This window comes from Paraflavitalea sp., assembly GCF_059502485.1.
Map to the genome: position 1 here is coordinate 1 of NZ_JCACET010000010.1, position 22283 is coordinate 22283.

The window sequence follows — 22283 nt, forward strand, 5'->3', positions numbered from 1 at the left end:
AATTACTTAAAAATGATACAATAGGAATAAATGATAACTTCTTCGAACTAGGAGGCGATTCAATCAAAGCTATACAAATCATTTCACGGCTATATCATAAAGGGTTGCAACTAGAAGTAAAAGACATACTTCAATTTGCCACAATAGCAGAATTGAGCCCAAGGGTCAAACAGGCACATACTGATATTGATCAATCAACAATAACAGGCGCAATTCCATTAACACCAATCCAAAAAGAATTCTTTCAATTTACCAACATAGACAGGCATCATTTCAATCAGTCTGCGATGCTTTTCCGGAAAGAAGGATTTGATGAAAATATTATCAGAAAAGTATTCGAATTCATACAAACTCATCACGATGCATTAAGAATGACATTTACTCAAGGAGATAGAACAATTATCCAAACCAACCAAGATCTTTACCTTGAGTTGTCATTAACCTCTATCAATCTATCAGATAAGGAAGAATATACAGACAGTATATTATCTGAAGCCAGCAAAATCCAAGCAAGCATTAACATAGAGACAGGTCCGCTGATGAAGCTGGGATTATTTCACACAAATGCCGGAGATTTTTTATTAATTGTCATTCACCATCTTGTAATAGACGGTATTTCATGGCGTATTCTTTTCGAAGACATAGACAGGTTGTACAAACTATCCCTTGAGCATGCTAAGCTTGTTTTACCTCCTAAAACAGCATCCTTTAAGCTATGGGCCGAACGTCTATCTGAATATGCTACAAGCAAACAATTACAAGACGAGAAAAAATATTGGATGGACATTCAAGAAAACATGCATATCAAGATCAACAAAGCAGACAATACACCTACCACCAGGGAGCAGACAAAAACAACTTCATTTACATTATCATCGGATCAAACAAAACAACTGCTCACTTCTGTTCATCAGGCATACAACACACAAATAAACGACCTCTTACTCACGGGCCTCGGTCTCGCTCTTAGTAACTGCTTTGGAACCCAGAAGGTATTGATTGGATTGGAAGGACATGGAAGAGAGAATATTACACCTACTACTAATATCAGCAGAACAATTGGATGGTTTACGACCATATTTCCAGCCTTACTCGATATGCAATACACAGAAGACCTATCCAGACAGATAAAAGAAGTGAAGGAAAAATTACGCGCAATACCAAACAATGGAATCGGATTTGGCCTACTTAATTATATAGCAGAGGAAGAACACAAACTAAACTTACCCGATCCAAACATTAGCTTTAATTACCTTGGTCAGTTTGACGCAGATGTTTCCGGCCACCTATTTGAAGTATTTAATTACTATACAGGTAACACAGAAAGCCTTGCAAGGCCAAGAAAATATGACATGGAAATAGTTGGCATGACAGTACTGCAACAATTAAACATTGCCATTATTTACTCCCCTTTGCAGTTTGAAGAAACAGAGATCGATTTATTAATTAAAGACATGAAACAAAATCTTGAAAGAATAATTCAGCATTGCATAGAAAAAATAAGCATGGAGTTAACCCCAAGCGACTTCAACTACAAAGGTTTGACCATGGAAGATCTTGATTCAATGTTTGATTAAAAAGTTTTTATGCTAACAAAAGAGAATATTCAACAGATATACAGGCTTTCCCCAATGCAGGAAGGTTTATTTTTTCACTCCTTGTTTCTTAAGGATTCTACAGCTTATCATGTCCAAATTACCTACCGCGTACAAGGCAGGCTTGATATATCAATCGTAAAAAGAAGCCTGGATCATCTTTTTAAAAGATATGATATTCTGAGAACTGTTTTTGTACATAAAAAGTCTGACAAATTACTACAGGTGGTTTTGAAAGACAGAAATTGCGACTTCACATTCATCGAACTAACGAACAATCCAAATGGAGAAGCAGCAGCATTACAATACAAACAAAATGATCGAAATAAAATATTCGACCTCACCCGAGATGTATTAATGAGGGTAACTGTATTGCAACTTGCTCATAATAGCTACGAGTTCATTTGGACTTATCATCATATACTGATGGATGGTTGGTGTATGACTATTCTGCGGGATGAGTTCAGCAAGATATATACAAATCTACTAAACGGCAATGTTACTCATTTACCTCCTGCCCGACCATATAGTGATTATATAAATTGGCTTGAGACCTACGATCGGAATAAAGGGCTTGCTTATTGGAAGGAAAACTTATCAGGGTATACTCAAAGCAGTGGACTGCCAAAGAAGAGCTCCGCGGCAAGCATACAATCGGGCATTGAAATAAAGCGACATCTTTTTAGAATATCTCCTGAACGGACCAGAAAGCTTCACTCGCTTGCAATTTCCTCTAAAGCTACGTTGAATATGATCATCCAATGTATCTGGTCAATTCTTTTAAGTAAATACAATGGAGTAAGGGAGGTCGTGTTTGGAATCGTGGTATCCGGGCGTCCCCCACAAATCGCGGAAATAGAAAGAATGATAGGGTTGTTCATTAACACGTTGCCAATAAGAATCCAATACAATCAGCAAACTACCTGGAAAGACCTGGTACAGATCATTAAACATCAGAATATTCAATCTGAGGAATACCAATATTGCTCGCTGGCAGAAGTACAATCGCAGTCGGCACTTAAGCGAGACCTGTTCGATCATATATTCATTTTCAACAATTACCCTCTTGATCAAGAACCGCAAGCAACGGCAGAGCGTGATCAATCCTCTGTATTGATATCAGATGTACAAGGCGTAGAAAGCACTCAATACGACCTTACTATTGAAGTATTCCCAGGCAATACGATCGCAATAGCATTGGACTTCAATATCAACTCCTACGAGAAATGGTTCATCGAATCGGTCAGTAGCCATTTCAACCAGATCATAGATCAGTTAGATGAGACAACTATAAATCGAATCGACGACTTAGAGTTACTAACTAAAGATCAGAAAAACGGCTTATTAAAAAAGTTTAGCCGAACAGGATATATCGAGCAATCCAGCGGATCAATAATAGAAATATTTCAAAAAAATGTCCAAGTTCAGCCGTATAAAACCGCAGTCGTATTTGAGAATCGTGCATTAACCTATTCAGAGCTTAATATAAAATCTGACAGATTTGCCAGGCATTTGCAACAAGCAGCAGTAAAAAAAGAAGATATTGTTGCAGTATTAATGGAACGTTCTGACGATATGTTAGCATTGCTGCTGGCAATCTGGAAAGTTGGCGCCGCCTATTTACCATTAGACACAGCCTATCCAGTCAAAAGGATACAAGGAATACTGGAAAACTCGAAAGCAAGTGTGCTGGTAATTGCTGGTCTGGATGCGCAGTCCTATAGGGAAAGTAATAGTCAAATTACAATCTTTGACCTGCAAGCATTACAGTCTGAGCATTTATCTGACGGGCAGCCTCTCCACTACATTTCAATCAATCCATGTGATCTTGCCTATGTAATATATACTTCTGGTTCTACGGGCGCCCCCAAAGGAGCTATGATCGAGCATAAAGGAATGCTGAATCACCTGTATGCCAAAATAAACGAGTTGCACCTTGATAAAAATAGTATTATCGCTCAAAATGCTACACACACTTTTGATATATCAATCTGGCAATTCCTTGCAGCTTTATTGGTAGGAGGATCGACTGTTGTTTATCCCAGAAAAGATATTCTTCAACCAGAACGCTTTATCGAACTGTTGACCAGACACAAAACCACAATCCTTGAAGTAGTTCCTTCTTATTTATCCATGTTATTGCAGGTCATACAGCAACTGCAGGAGCGGCCTGAAATTTCACTCAAATACCTTATTGTAACAGGAGAAGAGCTAAAAGGTGAGCTTGTAAAAAGGTTCTACAAGACCTTTGATAAAATCTATGTGGTGAATGCTTATGGACCGACAGAAGCCTCTGATGACATTACACATCACATTATGGCTGCCTCACCAGTTGAAGATCTGCTACCCATCGGCCATCCAATTCAGAATACATGTATATATATAATAGACCCGATAGGTCATCTTTGCCCTCCTGGAATAAAAGGGGAGATTTATGTTTCAGGGGATGGAGTAGGAAGAGGCTACCTGGGAAATGAAGTACAAACCAAGGCCAGTTTTCTGCCTGATCCATATATTCCTTCAAGAAAAATGTACAAAACAGGCGATATCGGGAGTTATCATCCAGATGGCAATATTTACTTCTTCGGACGAATAGATCACCAGGTTAAAATCAATGGCTATAGGATTGAATTGGGAGAGATAGAAAGTCAGTTAATGAAAATTGAAGGGATTGAAATAGCTGTAGCAAAGGTTGATGAAAGCATACAACAGATTGTCTCTTATTTTGTAGGAACAAGAGCCTTTTCACCTATTGAATTGCGCACACAACTTGAATCGTCGCTACCAGTTTATATGATTCCTTCTTTTTTTATTCAATTGAAGAATATACCACTTACTGAAAACGGAAAAATAGATATCAAGTCATTATCTCCAATAAATCGAACAGAAATATCTACTGCAGAAACCGGTACATCTATTAGTGAATTACAAAAAAACTTAAAAAATATTTTTCAAGAAGTGCTTGCGTCGGGCAATGTCAGCTTATCCGAAAATTTTTTTCTTATTGGCGGGGACTCACTAAAAGCCATTCCGGTCGTTAATAAGATCAGAAAAAAAATAGACCTGGCAGTAGAGATTCAAGACATATTCTTGTATCCAACTATCGCTCAACTTGCTTATGCATTAGAATCAAGGCTGGAAGACAATAAGAGAAATGAGCAGTTAGAAAGTGCATACGCATATCTTGAAGAATGGAAAGAAGCAATACTAACAAATGCGGTTCAGGCAAGCAGATTACCCGTAGGGTGGGAGGATTTTTACCCCATGAGTGACATTGAGAAAGGCATGGTCTTTTATAGTGTTTCATTTCCGGAACAACATTATTATATCGACCAGTTTTTTTACCAGTTTGAAGATGACTCGTTCGAGTTACCATTATTCAGAAATGCACTTCGATTACTTGTAGACAAACATGAAATTTTAAGAACCTGCTTTCTATTGGATGAATTCGAAGTCCCGGCTCAGGTAGTTATGCGAGACATCGATACCTCTATTGAATACAATGATCTTTCGGAATGGGAGTCTGCGAGGCAACAAGAGTTTCTCTTTCGGCATTCACTACAGCTTAGAGACAAACCGTTTGATTTTAAAAAACCCGGGCTATGGCGAGCCAAGATCATAAAACTATCCTCCAATAGTTATGGATTTTTTTGGATGTTTCATCATGCTATCCTCGACGGCCTTAGCAATGCATTATTGATGACAGAGCTTACTCAAGTATATTACGGAACAAAGAAAAACCCAGGACTTGGAGTTCAACCACTAAAAAACACCTATAAGGACCTGATCGTTGATCAATATCTGGCAAGGATTAATCCAGAAATAAAGGCATATTGGAGAAAAACGCTTGACAACTTTCAGCGCACCCAGCTTCCGCTCCAAAAAAGCATCGAGAACTTTAAAGGCAAAGAAGATAAGCTATTCTTTGAAAGACTCGACAGATCACTAGTAAGTAGTATCACAGAACTATCAAGAAGATTAAATACATCAGTAAAGGAAATTTATCTTTCTGCGTTCCTATATCTTATAAAATTTACAACTAACACCAACGACCTTACTATCGGACTCGTTACCAATACAAGACCACAAATTGAAGATGGTGAAAAACTGGTAGGATGTTTCCTGAACACAGTGCCATTTAGGATTTCAATACCCGACAATATTACAGCTGAAGAGTTAATTCTAACGACTGCCAAGAACTCAACCGAATTAAAATCCTTCGACCGCCTTTCATTATCTGAAATATGCAATATTACGCAGCTTGAAAAGAGTGCATTCAATCCTTTCTTTGACGTCATATATAACTACATAGACTATTATGTTTATGAAAGTGTGCACGAAGAATCGAGGCCACAGCATGGTATTATTGAGGGCTATTTCCGTACGAATACGTTCTTCGACTTTAATGTAAATGGTACAAAGGGGCAGGAAGAAGTAACAATCGCCTATAACTCTGCTTTTTTTTCTACCGACGACCTAACACGACTTTTCAACTACTACTGTCAAATATTACGGTTACTGGCAGGCAATCTCCCTTTAAATAATATCCTTAATGATAGCGAAAAGAAGCAGATTCTGATTGACTTCAACAATACATCTTTTGACATTGAAGAAGATCAAACCATAGTCGACTTATTTGCAAAACAAGTTAGTAGTACGCCAAGGGGAATTGCACTGATATTTAAGCAACAGCAATTGAGCTACTACGAAGTACATGAAAAGAGTAACCAAATAGCACATTATCTCAGAAATAAAGGAGTTACCCGAAACAGTTTAGTTGCACTATGCATGGAACGGTCACTTGAACTAATAATTAGCATTTTCGGCGTTCTTAAATCAGGGGGGGCATATGTACCTATTGATCCGGATTATCCGGCAGATCGCGTACGCTTTATTTTAGAAGATATCGACGCAAAATTTATAATCATCGATAGCAGTGCAAAAGGAATCCCGGATGAAATTGAATGCATCAATATAGCTACAGCATGGGAAACAATATCACACCACCCAGTAACGGATCCGGATAAACTTGCTGACGCCGGAGACCTTTGTTATGTATTGTACACATCCGGATCTACAGGAAAACCTAAAGGTGTTTTACTGGAGCATAGAGCCGTTGTAAACTGTCTACAATGGTCACAACAATTATATAAGTTGGGAGCGCAAGATACTGTGTTGCAAAAGACCACTTTCTGTTTCGACGTGTCAGTAATGGAATTGATCTGGCCTTTATTAACAGGCGCCAAACTGGTAATAACTGAGCCAGAAAAACATAAAGACAGTTTTTACTTGAAGGAGATCATTAACCGGTATTCGGTCACCATGGTCCACTTTGCACCATCCATGCTCGAAGTTTTTTTGAAAGATATCAATACCGGAGAGATCAATTTATTGAAACATGTTATTTGTATTGGAGAAGCACTACTTCCATCGCACGTAACTGCCTTTAAAAGTAAACTACCGCACACCCGTTTACATAATATGTACGGTCCTACAGAGGCAGCTATAATAGTTACTCATTATCCGGCACTTCAACATACTGCAGGCAAGAATGTTTCCATTGGAACTCCTATTGGAAATACACAACTCTACATCCTTGATGCGCAACTTTCGCCGTGTCCGGTTGGCGTAAGTGGTGAATTGTATATCGGAGGAGTCCAATTGGCCAGAGGATATCTGAATCGACCAGAACTGACAGCAGAACGTTTTGTAATAAATCCCTTTGACAGTAAAGAAGGAAATCGGCTATACAAAACAGGAGACAGAGCAAGGTGGCAGGCTGACGGCAACATAGAGTTTTTAGGCCGACTCGACGACCAAGTAAAAATCCGCGGTTACCGTATTGAATTGAATGAAGTAGAAAGCGCTTTACAGGAGGTAGAAGGCGTGCAAGATTGTTGTGTAGTTGCAGGCGAAAACAGGCTGACTGCTTATTGCGTGACCGACGAACTTTATCTGAGCAGCCAGGAAAAAATATTGTATACAAAGCAAATAGAAAGCTGGCTGGAAGTTTACGATAGAAAATATGAAGACACTTTTGATGCAGAAAATATTCAGTTTAATATAGGTATATGGAATGACAGCTTTACCGGATTACCAATACCGGCAGCAGATATGAGACAGTGGCAGCACGATATTGTGCAAAAAATATTATCATATCAACCACAACATATTCTTGAGATAGGTAGCGGTACAGGATTACTCTACTTCCCTCTTGCCCCACATATTCAGTCCTACACAGGTACCGATCTTTCAAACGTTTCCATCAATCAGCTCAGACAGGCAATAAAACAAACAGGAGTACACCAGCCACTCACAAAACTATATTGCTATCCCGCTCATCTGGTTGCAGATATTGATACAGGGCCTGTTGATACCATCCTCATCAACTCCGTTGTACAGTATTTCCCGGGGCTTACCTATCTGTCTCAGGTCATCTCGCAATGTGTCCAACGATTACTTGACCACAATGGCGGCCGTATTATCATAGGCGACGTACGGGATTACAGGTCACTCAGGTGGTTCAAAACAAGATTACTACTGGACAAACAGGCACTTACAACTACAGAAGACTTCATGTGGAAGGTGGAGCAAGAACTCCTACGGGAAGAAGAACTATGCATAGACCCGCTTTATTTTATATCCCTCACAGATACCATACCAGAAATCAGCTACGCAGAGCTTGAATGGAAACAGGCAGACTATGATAATGAACTATCCCGTTACAGATATACTGTTACCCTTCATATAGGTAATACCCTACCTATTCATATGCCTGACTGGCAGCAGTGGGATGCAGCCAGACTGCTTCGTTATTTACAGCAGGGACAACAACAGATTGCTATGCAGGAAGTCCCTAATCCACGGCTATTTAGGGAAGCAAAACTCAGCAGCATGCTGCACGCTGCTCACACTTCTCTACCAGAAATACAGCAACAACTCCAAGCCACCGAACAGGATAATACCGGCGTCAGTCAACTCCTTCATCAGGCAGCAGCACTCGGATATTCCTGCCGCTGGTTCCTCAACCAAGATCCATTGCTTGTTGATATCCTCCTTGAAAAACATCCCACACAACAGGGGCCTGTTGTGGCACGGATTACAACTGCCCAGGCGTTTGCCAATCAAAAGCTCAGTAATCGTCCATTATTGCGAGACATCAGTACTGCATTGCAGGAACTGTTTCGAAATGCACTTTTGCAAAAACTCCCGGAGTATATGGTTCCTTACCAATACGTGATCATAGGAGCTGTGCCGCTTACCTCCAATGGAAAAGCCAATAGAAAGCTGTTCGCAAGACAGCAGCAACAGGACCAGTGGGGAAGAAAAGGATACATAGCGCCGCGAACTGAGCTGGAAAAAGTACTTATAGAAATATGGAGTGAGTTATTGAAAGTTGAACGCGTTGGCATTCAGGATAACTTCTTTGAGCTCGGCGGACACTCCCTGCTTGCCACAAGAGTATTATCAGTCATCCGACGACGCCTAAGCATCGAAGCAGGGGTAAAGGACCTGTTCTTATATCCTACCGTTGAAGAGCTGGCCCAATATCTGACCGCGAAAGCACCGGTAGCATTGTTGCCACCCGTAGTAGCAGTGCCCAAACGACCGGGTGGCCTGCTGCCTGTATCCTTTAGTCAGGAACGACTGTGGTTCATCGACCGGCTACAGGGGAGTGTGCAGTACCATATGCCAGCTGTGATGCGATTGAAAGGTAATATAAACGTACAAATGCTTGAGCAGGGGCTACGCACCATCATCACCAGGCATGAAGTACTCAGGACTGTGCTGATTGAACAGCATGGAGTTTGTTATCAACAGGTCAAAAATCAAGAACAATGGATGCTTCCTATCGTTGCTTTTGAAGATAGCGATGATACTGCCATCAGACAATACATTGCACAAAATATCAGCCGCCCCTTTAATCTGTCGGCCGACTACATGCTAAGAGCTGAACTACTGAAAATATCCAGCCAAGAATACATCCTTATTGTGATCATGCATCACATTGCTTCCGATGGATGGAGTCTGCCTATATTGATAAAAGAGCTGTCTGCAATATACAGTGCAGGTATCACAGTCGGAGAGCCAGGATTACCTGAGCTGGAAGTCCAATACAGTGATTATGCCATCTGGCAGCGCACCTACCTAGAAGGAGCTGTATTGCAACAACAGTTACTGTACTGGAAAAATAAGCTGGAAGGTATTCAGCCACTTAATCTGCCACTCGATCATGCAAGGCCTGCCCTGCAGAGCGGAAAAGGAGCCAGTATCTCGAAGGCCCTAGACAAGGGGCTTGTAAAAGGACTCAGGGAGCTCAGCACACAGGAAGGGGCTACCCTTTACATGGTGTTGCTCAGCGCCTTCAAGGCACTCCTCTATCGATATAGCGGGTCTGAGGATATTGCCGTAGGCACTTCCATTGCCAATAGACGTCAACAGGAGACTGAATCTCTCGTAGGATTCTTTGTCAATACACTTGTAGTCCGCAGCGAATTGAAAGGTGAGTTATCCTTCCAAGAGTTGCTCAGACAGCTAAAGGCAACATTACTGGAGGCATATGAGCATCAAGATGCACCGTTCGAAAAAGTAGTAGATACAGTGGGTACAGAACGTGACCTGAGCAGGTCTCCTTTATTCCAAGTAATGTTCACTTATCAAACCAACGCATCTATAGACGAAAATGCTTCGCTAGAGCTACAGGGCGTAGAACTGAAATGGGAAAACTTTGATAACGAGTGGGTTAAGTTTGAAATAGATATTACAATAAGCGAATGGGAAGACGAGCTATTGCTGAATTTGGAGTATGCTACCGACTTGTTTAAACGATCAACAATGGAACGGTTACTTAACCATTACGAACAATTATTGAAAGCAGTAACAAAAGATCGTCATCAGCCATTATGGTCGCTTTCATTGCTTACTGAAGCAGAACGAAACAAAATATTGTATGAATTCAATAAAACTGAGCTGTATTACGATAAAAGCCAAACAGTCATCGATCTCTTCGAGAATCAGGCAATTGTTACACCCAACAATATAGCAGTCATAGCCGGTCCAGAAGTCTTAAACTACAAGAAACTGAGTGATCAAAGCACTCATTTGGCACATTACCTTACAAAAAAACATGGTGTCGCTTCGGGAATAAAAGTGGGTATTATGCTGAACCGTTCAGCAAACATGATAATAGCTATACTGGGTATATTGAAAACAGGAGCGTCATACGTCCCAATAGATCCTGCTTATCCTACAGAACGGATAAACTACATGTTATCAGACAGTCAATCAGCCATTGTAGTGTGCGATTCAAAAAATACACAGTCTATACAGGAAAGAGCAGCAACTATTGTTACTATGGAAGATTGCCTTTCAGCCTCAGTAGACAATACACCTCTCAACCAGTCAAACCCAAAGGATGTTGCGTATGTGATCTACACATCTGGATCAACGGGCCAACCGAAGGGCGTGGAGATTACACATAGCAATGCAATGGCATTCATCAGTTGGGCACGAAACGAGTTCGATGCGAACAAATTTGATAGTTTACTAGCCGTTACTTCAATATGCTTTGACTTATCGATATACGAGTTTTTTTATACGCTATCGACAGGTAAATGTATAAAAATACTGGAGTCCGCATTAGCTATAAAAGAACAGCTGTCATCAACTGCCGACAACACAGATAGGCACTTACTCAATACGGTACCTTCTGTAGTTGACATGCTTTTGAGGGATGGCATCGATCTGAGTTCTATTACAATATTAAATATTGCAGGAGAACCGATCCCTTATCCTCTCAAAGAAAAAATCGATTATAAAAGAATAGAAGTACGCAACCTCTACGGCCCAACAGAAGCGACTACTTATAGTAGCTATTACAGATTTAGGGAAGAGGATGAACTTATACCAATTGGTCGTCCAGTAAGCAATACACAGTTATACATATTAGATACGCATGGCGGATTATGCCCTATAGGCATTGCAGGTGAATTACATATTGGCGGTGATGGCATATCACGTGGATATCTAAATCGCCCGGAACTGACTAAAGAACGCTTTATTAGTAATTTATTTAGTGCCCATGACAAAACCCTCCTTTACAAAACAGGAGATATAGCGCGCTGGCATCCGGACGGAAATGTAGAATTCCTGGGTCGCTATGATGACCAAGTAAAGATAAGAGGGTTTCGTATCGAATTGGGAGAAGTGGAAAATGCGCTGCAATCCTGTGATGGGATAAGTCAGTGTGTAGTTATTGCAGACGATAATGGTTCAGGAAGTAAAAGGCTGATTGGCTATTTGGTGCCCTTGGCAGATTATGATCATTCAACAGTATATGATCAGTTACGCAGCCGATTGCCGGATTATATGATCCCGACAGTTCTCCTGGAGCTGGATAGCATTCCTCTCACCGCGAATGGCAAAACAGATAAACGTGCGCTTCCAAAGCCAGATATCTCATTGAAACCCGGCTATGCAGCACCACGATCAGAACTGGAAAAGCAATTAGCCGAAATATGGGGCGAATTGCTTAGACTGGAGCGTATAGGTATTAAAGACAACTTCTTTGCGTTGGGAGGACATTCGTTGCTTGCCACACGGGTATTGTCACTCATCCGTCGCCGTCTGAGCATGGAAGCAGAAGTCAGAGACTTATTCTTGTATCCTACCATTGAAGTACTGGCTTCCTACCTGACCACAAAAACACCTAAAGCCATATTGCCAGGCGTGATAGCAGTCACCAAACGACCCGGCGATCTATTACCTGTATCGTTCAGCCAGGAACGCTTGTGGTTCATCGATCGTCTGCAGGGCAGCATACAATACCATATGCCGACAGTAATGAGGCTGAAAGGAAAGATTCGAGTTGACGTTCTTGAACAAAGTTTACGCACCATCGTAGCCAGGCACGAAGTACTCAGAACCGTCCTGGTCGATCAGGATGGCACATGTTTTCAACAGATCAAAACTGCAGCCCAGTGGACATTGACTGTAAAACCCTTCAAAAATAGTACTGAGACAGCCATCAATCATTACATTACACAAAGCACCAGTAGTCCCTTTGATCTTTCGACAGACTACATGCTACGAGTTGAACTGTTGGAACTTTCTTCAGAGGAATACATCCTCATTGCGGTCATGCACCACATCGCTGCTGATGGTTGGAGCTTAGCGATACTTGTAAAGGAACTTGTAGAACTGTATGCCGCCGGCAGTGAAGAGAGACAACCAACTTTGCCTGAACTCGAAGTGCAATATAGCGACTATGCCATCTGGCAGCGCACTTTCCTGGAAGGAGCGGCACTAGAGCAACAGCTGCAGTATTGGAAAAATAAGCTTGAAGCCATCCAGCCCCTCGATCTGCCACTCGACCATCTTCGACCTGCTGTGCAGAGCGGCAAAGGTAATAGTATTGGCATGGCGCTGAATAAAGAACTATCCAAGGCCCTTAAAGAGCTCAGCATTCAAGAAGGGGTCACACTCTATATGACCCTGCTTAGCGCATTTAAGATACTACTATACCATTATAGCGATTCCGAGGATATCGCCATAGGTACACCTATTGCCAACAGACGCCAACAGGAAACAGAATCACTGGTAGGTTTTTTTGTCAATACACTCGTGGTCCGCAGTGAAATAAAGAGTGAATTATCCTTCAAGGAATTGCTCAAACAGGTAAAAGACAATCTACTCGAAGCTTATGAGCACCAGGATGCTCCATTTGAAAAGATAGTAGATGCTGTAGGCATAGAACGAGACCTGAGTCGTTCTCCACTATTTCAAGTGATGTTTGTACTTCAGAATATTCCTAATGCTCCGGAGTTACAACTTGGGCAACTGGCATTACATTTTGAAGGAAACCAAAACGGGACTTCCAAGTTCGATCTTAATGTCATGGCCATAGAAGGAAGGGAACAGCTATATTTTGAAATTGAGTACTCAACTGACCTATTTGAGCAGGCCAGCATTGAACGAATGGGACAGCATTATGAGGAGTTACTAAACAATATCGTAGCAAATCGTAATCAAAAGATATCAGCTCTTCGCTTATTAAACGCCAGAGAAAAGCAACAGGTAGTAAAGGAATTTAACAACACATATACCAATCATGGCATTGTAGCAACAGTAGCAGACCTGTTTGAAGAGCAAGCGGCAATGACTCCTGATGCTATTGCGGTGACACTTAATGACACTCACATCAACTACAGGGAATTAGAAGAAAAAAGTAATCAGCTTGCACATTACCTCCACACTAAGGGGATTGGCGTAGGAACCCTGGTACCGGTCTATATGGATCGGTCTATAATAATGCTCACAAGCATTATAGGTATATTAAAGTCCGGTGCAGCATATGTGCCTATCGACATCAGCTATCCTGATGAAAGGATACAATATATACTCAGTGATGTCGATGCTGGCATTATATTAACTGATGGAAGCATAAAATATCTGCCTGAAAACATAATAGAAATAAACCCATACAAAGACATAGAATTATCTACACAATCTAAAGGCCGGATAAAATACACACGACACCCTGACGATATTTGTTACATAATTTACACATCAGGAACTACCGGTAAACCTAAAGGTGTACGAATGTCAAATGCAGCACTTGTCAACCTACTGCAATGGCAAAGACAGGAGTTTACTTCTTCCAATAACCGGATACTGCAATTTGCCAGCATCAATTTTGATGTAAGCTTTCAGGAGATCTTTACCGCCCTTAGCACAGGAAGCACCCTTGAACTTATCACTGACAATGACAGAAAAGACTTTGGTAAGCTGGTAGCCAAGGTCAACCAGACCGCAGTCACTCATCTATTTGTTCCTTATATTGTGTTACAGGGTGTAGCCGAATATTGCAGTGAAACAGGATATTATCCGCAGACTCTTAAATCGATCATTACAGCAGGCGAACAACTGAAGCTAACTCCTGAAATCAGGTTACTTACCGAAACTACAGGGGCAACATTAATCAATCAATATGGACCGACAGAAGCTCATGTGGTCTCCTCATACAGGATACAATCAGAAGATTATCTCTATCGCCAATTGCCACCTATTGGGCGTCCTATCAGCAATACACAACTATATATTCTCGATAAAAATCAACAACCCTGCCCCATAGGAGTACCAGGAGAATTATATATAGGAGGAATCTCTGTAGCAAAGGGATACCAAAACCTGCCGGAGCTATCAGCTGAAAAGTTCATTCCAGATAGTTTCACCCAAAAACCGGGCGCCCGGCTCTACAAAACAGGCGATAGGAGCCGGTGGTTAGCGGACGGCAATATAGAGTTCCTCGGACGCCGCGATGAACAAGTAAAAATCAGAGGATATCGAATAGAACCAGGAGAAGTAGAAAGCGCTTTGCAATCGTGTCATGGAGTAGGGCAGTGTGTTGTAATTGCCGATACCGATGGCACAGGAAGCATACGCCTGATAGGTTATATAGTACCGCTGGCAACATACGATCGCTCAACAGTGTTGGACCAATTACGGAGCAAGCTACCCGACTATATGATACCGGCAGTGCTTATGGAACTTGACAATATACAACTTACTTCTAATGGTAAAGTAGATAAACGTTCGCTACCTAAACCAGACGTTTCTATCCCGAAAGCAGGCTACGTAGCACCACGTACAGAATTGGAAAAGCAGATAACGGAAATCTGGAGGCGGGTTTTGGGGTTGGATCGAATTGGCATCAATGAAAACTTCTTCACTATAGGAGGCCACTCGCTTAAAGCAATGCAATTAACCTCCCGCATTCATAAAATACTCCACGTAGAGGTATCCCTGCAAGAGCTTTTCAAGTATCCAACGATCCTTGAGCTGACTGCTGTTATAACCTCAAAAGAGAAAGTTGGGTACAATCCAATTACTAAAATAGCAGAAAGGTCGTATTATGAAATATCCAATGCTCAAAAAAGAATATGGATCCATTGCAGCCTCGACACAAAGGGTTACTCTTATAATATGCCGTATGCCTTTGTTATAGAGGGCGAGTTGAATATTGAGATTCTAAAAAACTCATTGGATGCACTCCTCGACAGGCATGAAAGTCTTCGTACTACTTTCATCACAATAGATGGCATTCCCAGACAAAGAATCAACACCACTCAAGAATTAGGTTTTAACCTCGAAATAGTAAAACTTGAGAACGATCCTGCTAAAGAAATACTTAGCAAATCGATGGCTGATCAGTATGCCATTATGCCTTTCCAATTAGAAGGCGGAGCATTGATCAGATCGAAATCGATAAGATTGTCTGAGCAAAAGCATATCTTGCTACTAACATTACATCATATTATTTGTGATGGCTGGTCGGCAAGAATATTGATAGATGACCTGACCAAGATATATCTTGCTTATTCGCGAAATGAAATACCTTCACTTTCTCCGTTACAGATCCAGTACAAAGACTATACTTACTGGCAGCTTAACAAACTCAACTCTCTTCAGGTAAGCGCTTATATCGATAGTTTGCAAGGAAAAATACAGAAGGTCAATCTTCCTTACGACACACTAAACATCAATCAGATCAGTTTTCGCGGAAAAACCAGTGTTCTTGAATTGAGCACAGCACACACAACAGCATTATGGGGCATCGCCCGAAAACTGAATTCCAATATCTCCAATGTGATACTGGCTATTTACATTGTTTTTCTACATAAACTAGGTAATCAAAGAACGATAAGTTTGGGTATCGGCCATTCGAATCGAACTAATGCCGACATTGAAAATCTGATTGGATTCTTTGTCAATATCCTTGTCATCGCTATAGACCTCGAAGAGGATATAACTTTTGAGGAATTGGTGAACAAAGCCAGCGTCAGCCTATCAAGAGCGCTCGAATATGTAGACTATCCATTTGATCTATTGGTAGAAAAAACGATCAAACAACGCACTGAACAAATGCCACTCAATGTAATGTTTGATTATGCAACCTATGAAGACATTGTATTCCATGACAAAGAAGAACAATTCCTAAAACATGACGCCACAACAGAGCAACGATTATACGAAATGGATGTAAAGTTCCCAATTGCTAAGTTTGATCTGACATTATTTGCATCAAACCGGGGCAAAGACATCCATATCAGGCTGGAGTACAATGCAGACTTATTTTCCGAAAACACGATCGACAAGCTACAGCATTTTCTCTTACAAATTATAGAAAGTGTGACAAATCATTAAAAGGTAAACTTTTAAATAAGAGCTGAACTATGAAATTGGCGGATATATCCCTCGGAAATTTTCAAAAAAAAGATAACCGTTCATTTTTTGACCGGCTGAACGAAACTGCCACAGCATATCCAAGAGATAAAAGCATTGTGGATATTTTCCATGAAATGGTAACAAAATACCCTAACAAAACAGCGATCATAGATCAAGAAGTTAATATGTCCTACAGAGAGCTGGACATATCTTCCAATAAGTTGGCCAACTGGCTGCTGCATCAACAGGTAGTCCCTGAATCGATTGTAGCCATTCGTCTTAAAAAATCCTGCGATGCGATTGTTTGCATTATGGGCATCTTAAAAGCCGGCGCAGCCTATCTGCCTATTCATACCGACACGCCCACTGAGCGGATCAGGTATATCTTAAATGAGGCAGCAGCCTGTATACTAATCTCATCGTCAGAGTTTGCAAAAAGTAATATAGAGATTCAATGGCTTTGCCCTGCTTTGCATTCGATATTGCATATTGACAGCACTACTATTTTTGATGACCAGGAGAAAAGAAACGATCTGATGGATCAATCTCTATGGGAATTTATTGGCAGTTCCAGTGAAGATGAAATAGCTGCCGGGGGATGGTATAGCAGTTACACAGGAGAAAAATTTACGCCTCAGGAAATGGACGAGTACAGCGATAATACATTATTTAAGTTAGATCCATATCTCAATACAGGCACAAAAGTTTTGGAGATCGGTTGCGCTTCAGGATTGACTATGTACAAAGTCGCGGCAAAAGTGAACGAATACATAGGAACGGACTTATCAAAGTCTATCATAGACTATAATAAAGAAATATGCCGGACTAAAGCCTTTAAAAATATAAAACTGAGATGTGTTGAAGCTGAAAATATTTTGACAATTGGAGAAAGCGGTCTTGACCTTGTGATCATCAATAGTGTTATTCAAGCATTCAATGGTTTAAACTATCTACGGCATATCATTAACTTATCCATCACTTTATTGAAAGATAAAGGGCAGATATTTATTGGAGATGTTATGGATCTAGCAAAAAGAGAAGAGTTGATCAAATCAGTACAGGACTATAAGAGCAGGAACCCTGCAGCCAAGTCCAAGATGAGTTTCCAGCAGGAACTTTTCGTACCGACTGGCTTCTGGGAAGATCTACGATTTGACATAGCCGGGATTGCCGATGTTCAAATTTCAAGAAAAAGATATAGTATCAGTAATGAACTTACAGAGTTCAGGTATGATGTGTTACTCTTTATTGACAAATCTATTCAACCAAGGAAAGGAGATGGCAAAAACAAATGGCAATTCGACCGGTCTATAATCGAAAAATTCTCTGCTGACTTTTCGCCACTAACAATAAAACCTTCGGCCTTGTCCAATGTAATATTCACCTCGGGAACCACAGGGGTTCCCAAAGGAGTAATGATTGAACATCGAGCCATCGTAAGAACAGCCGTCAATGCAAAGCATATTTTAACTCATTCAGGCGATGTGTGGTCACAAACGGTGGAATTATCGTTCGATCCATCAACGATGGAGATATTCTCATCATTACTGAATGGGGCAACTCTTTGCATCATTTCTACAGAATTGCTACTAGACATAAACAAATTAAAACCGTATGTTGAAAAGAACAAAATATCCATTCTGCTATTAATAACCCCTTTATTCCACGAATATGCAGATGTATGTCCGCCGCTATTTCAGATACCAGAGAAAGTAGTGATAGGAGGATCAGTTTTATCGGCCAGGGCAGTGAATAAAATCAAAGCGATAGCCCCTGCCGTAAAAATACTGAATGCTTATGGTCCAACAGAAAACGCTGTTGTATCTACAATATTTCATGCAGAAGGAGATTTGCTTCAGGTGCCAATAGGCAAACCTTTCTCTAATTCCGGCGTATACATAGTAGATGAAAAAGGCGGACTTCAATCACCCGGACTACCCGGAGAACTGTATGTATTTGGCGATGGGTTGGCAAGAGGTTATTTAAACGATCAGCAACTAACAGACCAAAATTTTATGCCAGACCCTTTTACACCTGGCCAAAAAATATATAGAACCGGGGATTATGCAAGGGTAAGGGAGGATGGCAACCTTGAATTTCTCGGCCGCGTCGATGATCAAGTAAAGATTAGAGGACATCGTATCAGTCTTTTCGAAATCGAAAGTGAATTGAAGTCGCTTCCATACGTAGAGGAAGCTGTAGTAACGGCAATTCAACAGGAAGAAACACTTTCACTTTGTGCTTATTACCAGGCTCATGGTAATATCAGTGAAATTGAGATAAGGACACAGCTTGAACAACAACTACCAGGCTATATGGTTCCTGATTACTTTGTTTCCCTTCCAAGTTTCCCATTGAACAAACACGCCAAAATCGACCGCCAGGCATTGCCACGACCAACCAACCGTACTGCCAAATCATCCTACGAAAGAAATTATGAACCACCAGTAAATGAAACGCAAAGGCAACTACTTACCATCTGGAAAAAAATCCTAAAAACTGAAGCAATCAGCATCACTGACAATTTCTTCGAGCTAGGTGGAGATTCAATCAATGCAATCCAATTTGGTGCGTATGCAAAAAAGGAAACTCTGGATATTGAAATAAGCGAATTATTCAAGCATCCTACCATTACTGAATTGGCAGAATACTTGCGCAATAAGGAAGGAAAATCGACCAAACAAAATTCTCACATCATTGAATTCAATACAAAAGGTACAGGCACACCTATATTTATCATCCCCGGCATCCGGGGCAGAAGCGAATTTTACTCAGACCTTGGAGCATCACTTGGTAATGACCAGCCGGTATTTGGCGTTCAATACTTTGGGATTTTACCTGGTGAAGATCTGTTACCTACTACTATAGAAAAAATTGCCCATTTTATTGTAGGGTATATCAGAAGCAAACAATCATCCGGTCCATACCGCCTCATAGGTCATTCGTTTGGAGGAATAGTAGCTTATGAAATTGTAAGACAACTAATCAAGCTGGAACTTGAAGTTGAGCAAATAGTAATTATAGACACGTCCATAGAGTTATTTAACAAGGAATCTAAATCAGCGCTCAGTTCCTGGATGATATCAGAAGCAATCACAACACTTTCTGGAAATGCATTAATCATCCCTCCGCATGAAATAGAATCCATTAGCGCTATTGAAGATGCCTGGAAGTTTATTGAAGATAAAATATCCCCTTTTGATATAGACACTGAACAACTACAATCAGCATGCAGACTATTCAAACTCGAGTTTACCAATCGTAATATGCATTATCATCCAACCGACCTGATCCAGCTTCCTGCATTATTGATCATGGCCCAAGACAGCAAATCTGAAGATATGGCAACAGGATGGGACATATTTGCCCCTTCAGGGCTAATTGCTTATTCACCAGGTGATCACTTCAGCATGTTAGAGAAGCGCAACGGTAAGCTCCTCGCCTCAATCATTCAGCAACCTTTTAATAAGCCCGCTGAACCATAAAATAATACCATTAACCTTAACTTATCAGAAATGATCTCCTCTAAAAAAACAATAGGCAACAAGCTCGAGTTTATCAGTGCTCGTATTGGACATACTCCCCTTGTAAAACTAGACTTTGAGTACTGCAATTTGTTTGCAAAGCTGGAATGCCATAATCCTTTCGGGAGCATTAAGGACAGACCTGCTTTTTACATACTGCAAAATGCCCTCACCAATAAAATTATCGATTATAATAGTATAGTGATTGAATCCACCTCAGGGAATTTCGGTATAGCGCTCGCAAATATCTGCAAATTGCTGGGCATTAAATTCATTGCTGTGATAGATCCCGCAATTTCAATGCAAAAAGAGCAGCTCCTACGTTTCGTTGCTCATGATGTGATCAAAGTGAAAGACAGAGATGAAACAGGTGGGTTTCTATTAAACAGAATAAAAGTTGTAAAAGAATTCCTTACCGCCAACAGCAACGCCTATAATCCCAATCAATATCAAAATCCGGACAATTATCTCTCTTACTACCACACATTGGGCAATGAGATAGGCAGCAGTTTTACAAGACTTGATTATGCATTTATCAGTGTCAGTTCCGGAGGTACAATAATTGGACTGTCTACCAGGCTAAAGCAACTATTCCCTAAAATAAAGATCATAGCAGTAGACATTGAAGGTTCAATGATATTCTCCGATAATAAAAAATTCAGGCATCTCTCTGGTATCGGCGCCAGCATGCGTTCCCCATTAATGGATAATGCGTTGATAGATGATGTTATCATTTTATCCCATCTTGATATTATAAACGGCGCACATGAGTTGCTCAACCGACATGCCATTTTCTCCGGAGCATCTTCCGGTGCTGCATATATAGCAGCAAGGAACTACCTGAAATATCATTGCCACACCTATGACAATGCTGTATTTATTTCTCCCGACAGCGGAGACTCGTATCTCGACACTATTTTTTCAGACAACTGGATCAAAGAAAAAATACTAAAAGACCAATAATGATTTACCTAAACAGTGAGCACATTAAGCAGATCGGAATTAACTGGCTGGATATTAAAAACGTAATTGAAAACGCCATCGATCTTCTAAGCAACAATGATTTTAGTCAACCAATCAAGCCGTATCTACGCTATAAGAATCCGGCAAACCGTATCATTGCCATGCCAGCCTACATAGGAGGAAGATTTAATATGTCAGGTATTAAATGGATCGCTAGTTTTCCCGGGAACATTGCCATGGGTAAGGCCAGGGCGAACTCTGTGACAATATTGAATGATGCAGAAACCGGGATTCCCGTAGCCATTATTAACACAGCTCTGATCAGTGGAATCAGGACAAGTGGTGTATCCTGTTACATATTAGATGCATTGCTCAATAATACTCAAAGTAAGATGTCAACATTTAACGTTGGCATAATTGGATTTGGGCCAATAGGACAATTACATCTTGACATGTTATTAGAGATATTCGGAACGCGTATTGAAACTGTTTTAATATATGATCTGGCTCCCATTGACCCATTGACTATACAGCGCTATAATGATAAAGTAAAAATTGTGCTGACAGGGTCATGGGAAGCAGTACACAACAATACCGATATTTTTATAACCTGCACAGTATCTAAAGAGAGATATATTTCTGCGCCTGCCAAAAAAGGAAATATCTACTTAAATGTATCACTAAGAGATTTTGCAGATAGTTTTATGCAAACTATTGATCAGCATATTGTAGATAATTGGGAAGAAGTATGCCGAGAGCATACAGATATAGAACTGGCCTACAAACATGGCATCCTTCAAAAAGAAAATGTATGGGAAATTAATAATTCGTGTATACATGACATTTCCTTAACTTTGAATCAAAGCATCATGTTCAGCCCTATGGGAATGGCTATTTTCGATATAGCAGTGGCAACTCACTATGTTGAACAGGCCAAGTCTGTAGGAATAAACATTGAATTACCAGATTAGCATAA

5 protein-coding genes are annotated in these 22283 nt (G+C 40.6%); all 5 read left to right on the forward strand.

Annotation, left to right across the window (positions count from 1 at the left end):
- On the forward strand, positions 1–1577 hold a 1577-nt coding region (locus AC5JBY_RS17290; protein WP_495905879.1), incomplete at its 5' end, for a condensation domain-containing protein.
- Positions 1578–1586: 9 nt separating this feature from the next.
- A complete protein-coding gene (locus AC5JBY_RS17295) occupies positions 1587–16799 on the forward strand; it encodes an amino acid adenylation domain-containing protein (protein ID WP_495905880.1) in 15213 nt (5070 codons plus the stop codon).
- 29 nt (positions 16800–16828) lie between these two features.
- Complete coding sequence (locus AC5JBY_RS17300) at positions 16829–20305, forward strand: AMP-binding protein (protein WP_495905881.1); 3477 nt, start codon at positions 16829–16831, stop codon at positions 20303–20305.
- A 30-nt stretch (positions 20306–20335) separates the two neighbouring features.
- Positions 20336–21307, forward strand: coding sequence for a pyridoxal-phosphate dependent enzyme (locus AC5JBY_RS17305; protein WP_495905882.1), 972 nt, complete (start codon positions 20336–20338; stop codon positions 21305–21307).
- Complete coding sequence (locus tag AC5JBY_RS17310) at positions 21307–22278, forward strand: 2,3-diaminopropionate biosynthesis protein SbnB (RefSeq protein ID WP_495905883.1); 972 nt, start codon at positions 21307–21309, stop codon at positions 22276–22278. Before AC5JBY_RS17305 ends, AC5JBY_RS17310 begins: the two co-directional genes overlap by 1 nt.
- Positions 22279–22283: the final 5 nt, after the last annotated feature.

Excerpts from the sequence above, each read along its gene's own strand:
- AC5JBY_RS17295 (WP_495905880.1), top strand. The coding sequence starts at position 1,587 with ATGCTAACAAAAGAGAATATTCAACAGATATACAGGCTTTCCCCAATG.
- AC5JBY_RS17300 (WP_495905881.1), top strand. The coding sequence starts at position 16,829 with ATGAAATTGGCGGATATATCCCTCGGAAATTTTCAAAAAAAAGATAAC.
- AC5JBY_RS17305 (WP_495905882.1), top strand. The coding sequence starts at position 20,336 with ATGATCTCCTCTAAAAAAACAATAGGCAACAAGCTCGAGTTTATCAGT.
- AC5JBY_RS17310 (WP_495905883.1), top strand. The coding sequence starts at position 21,307 with ATGATTTACCTAAACAGTGAGCACATTAAGCAGATCGGAATTAACTGG.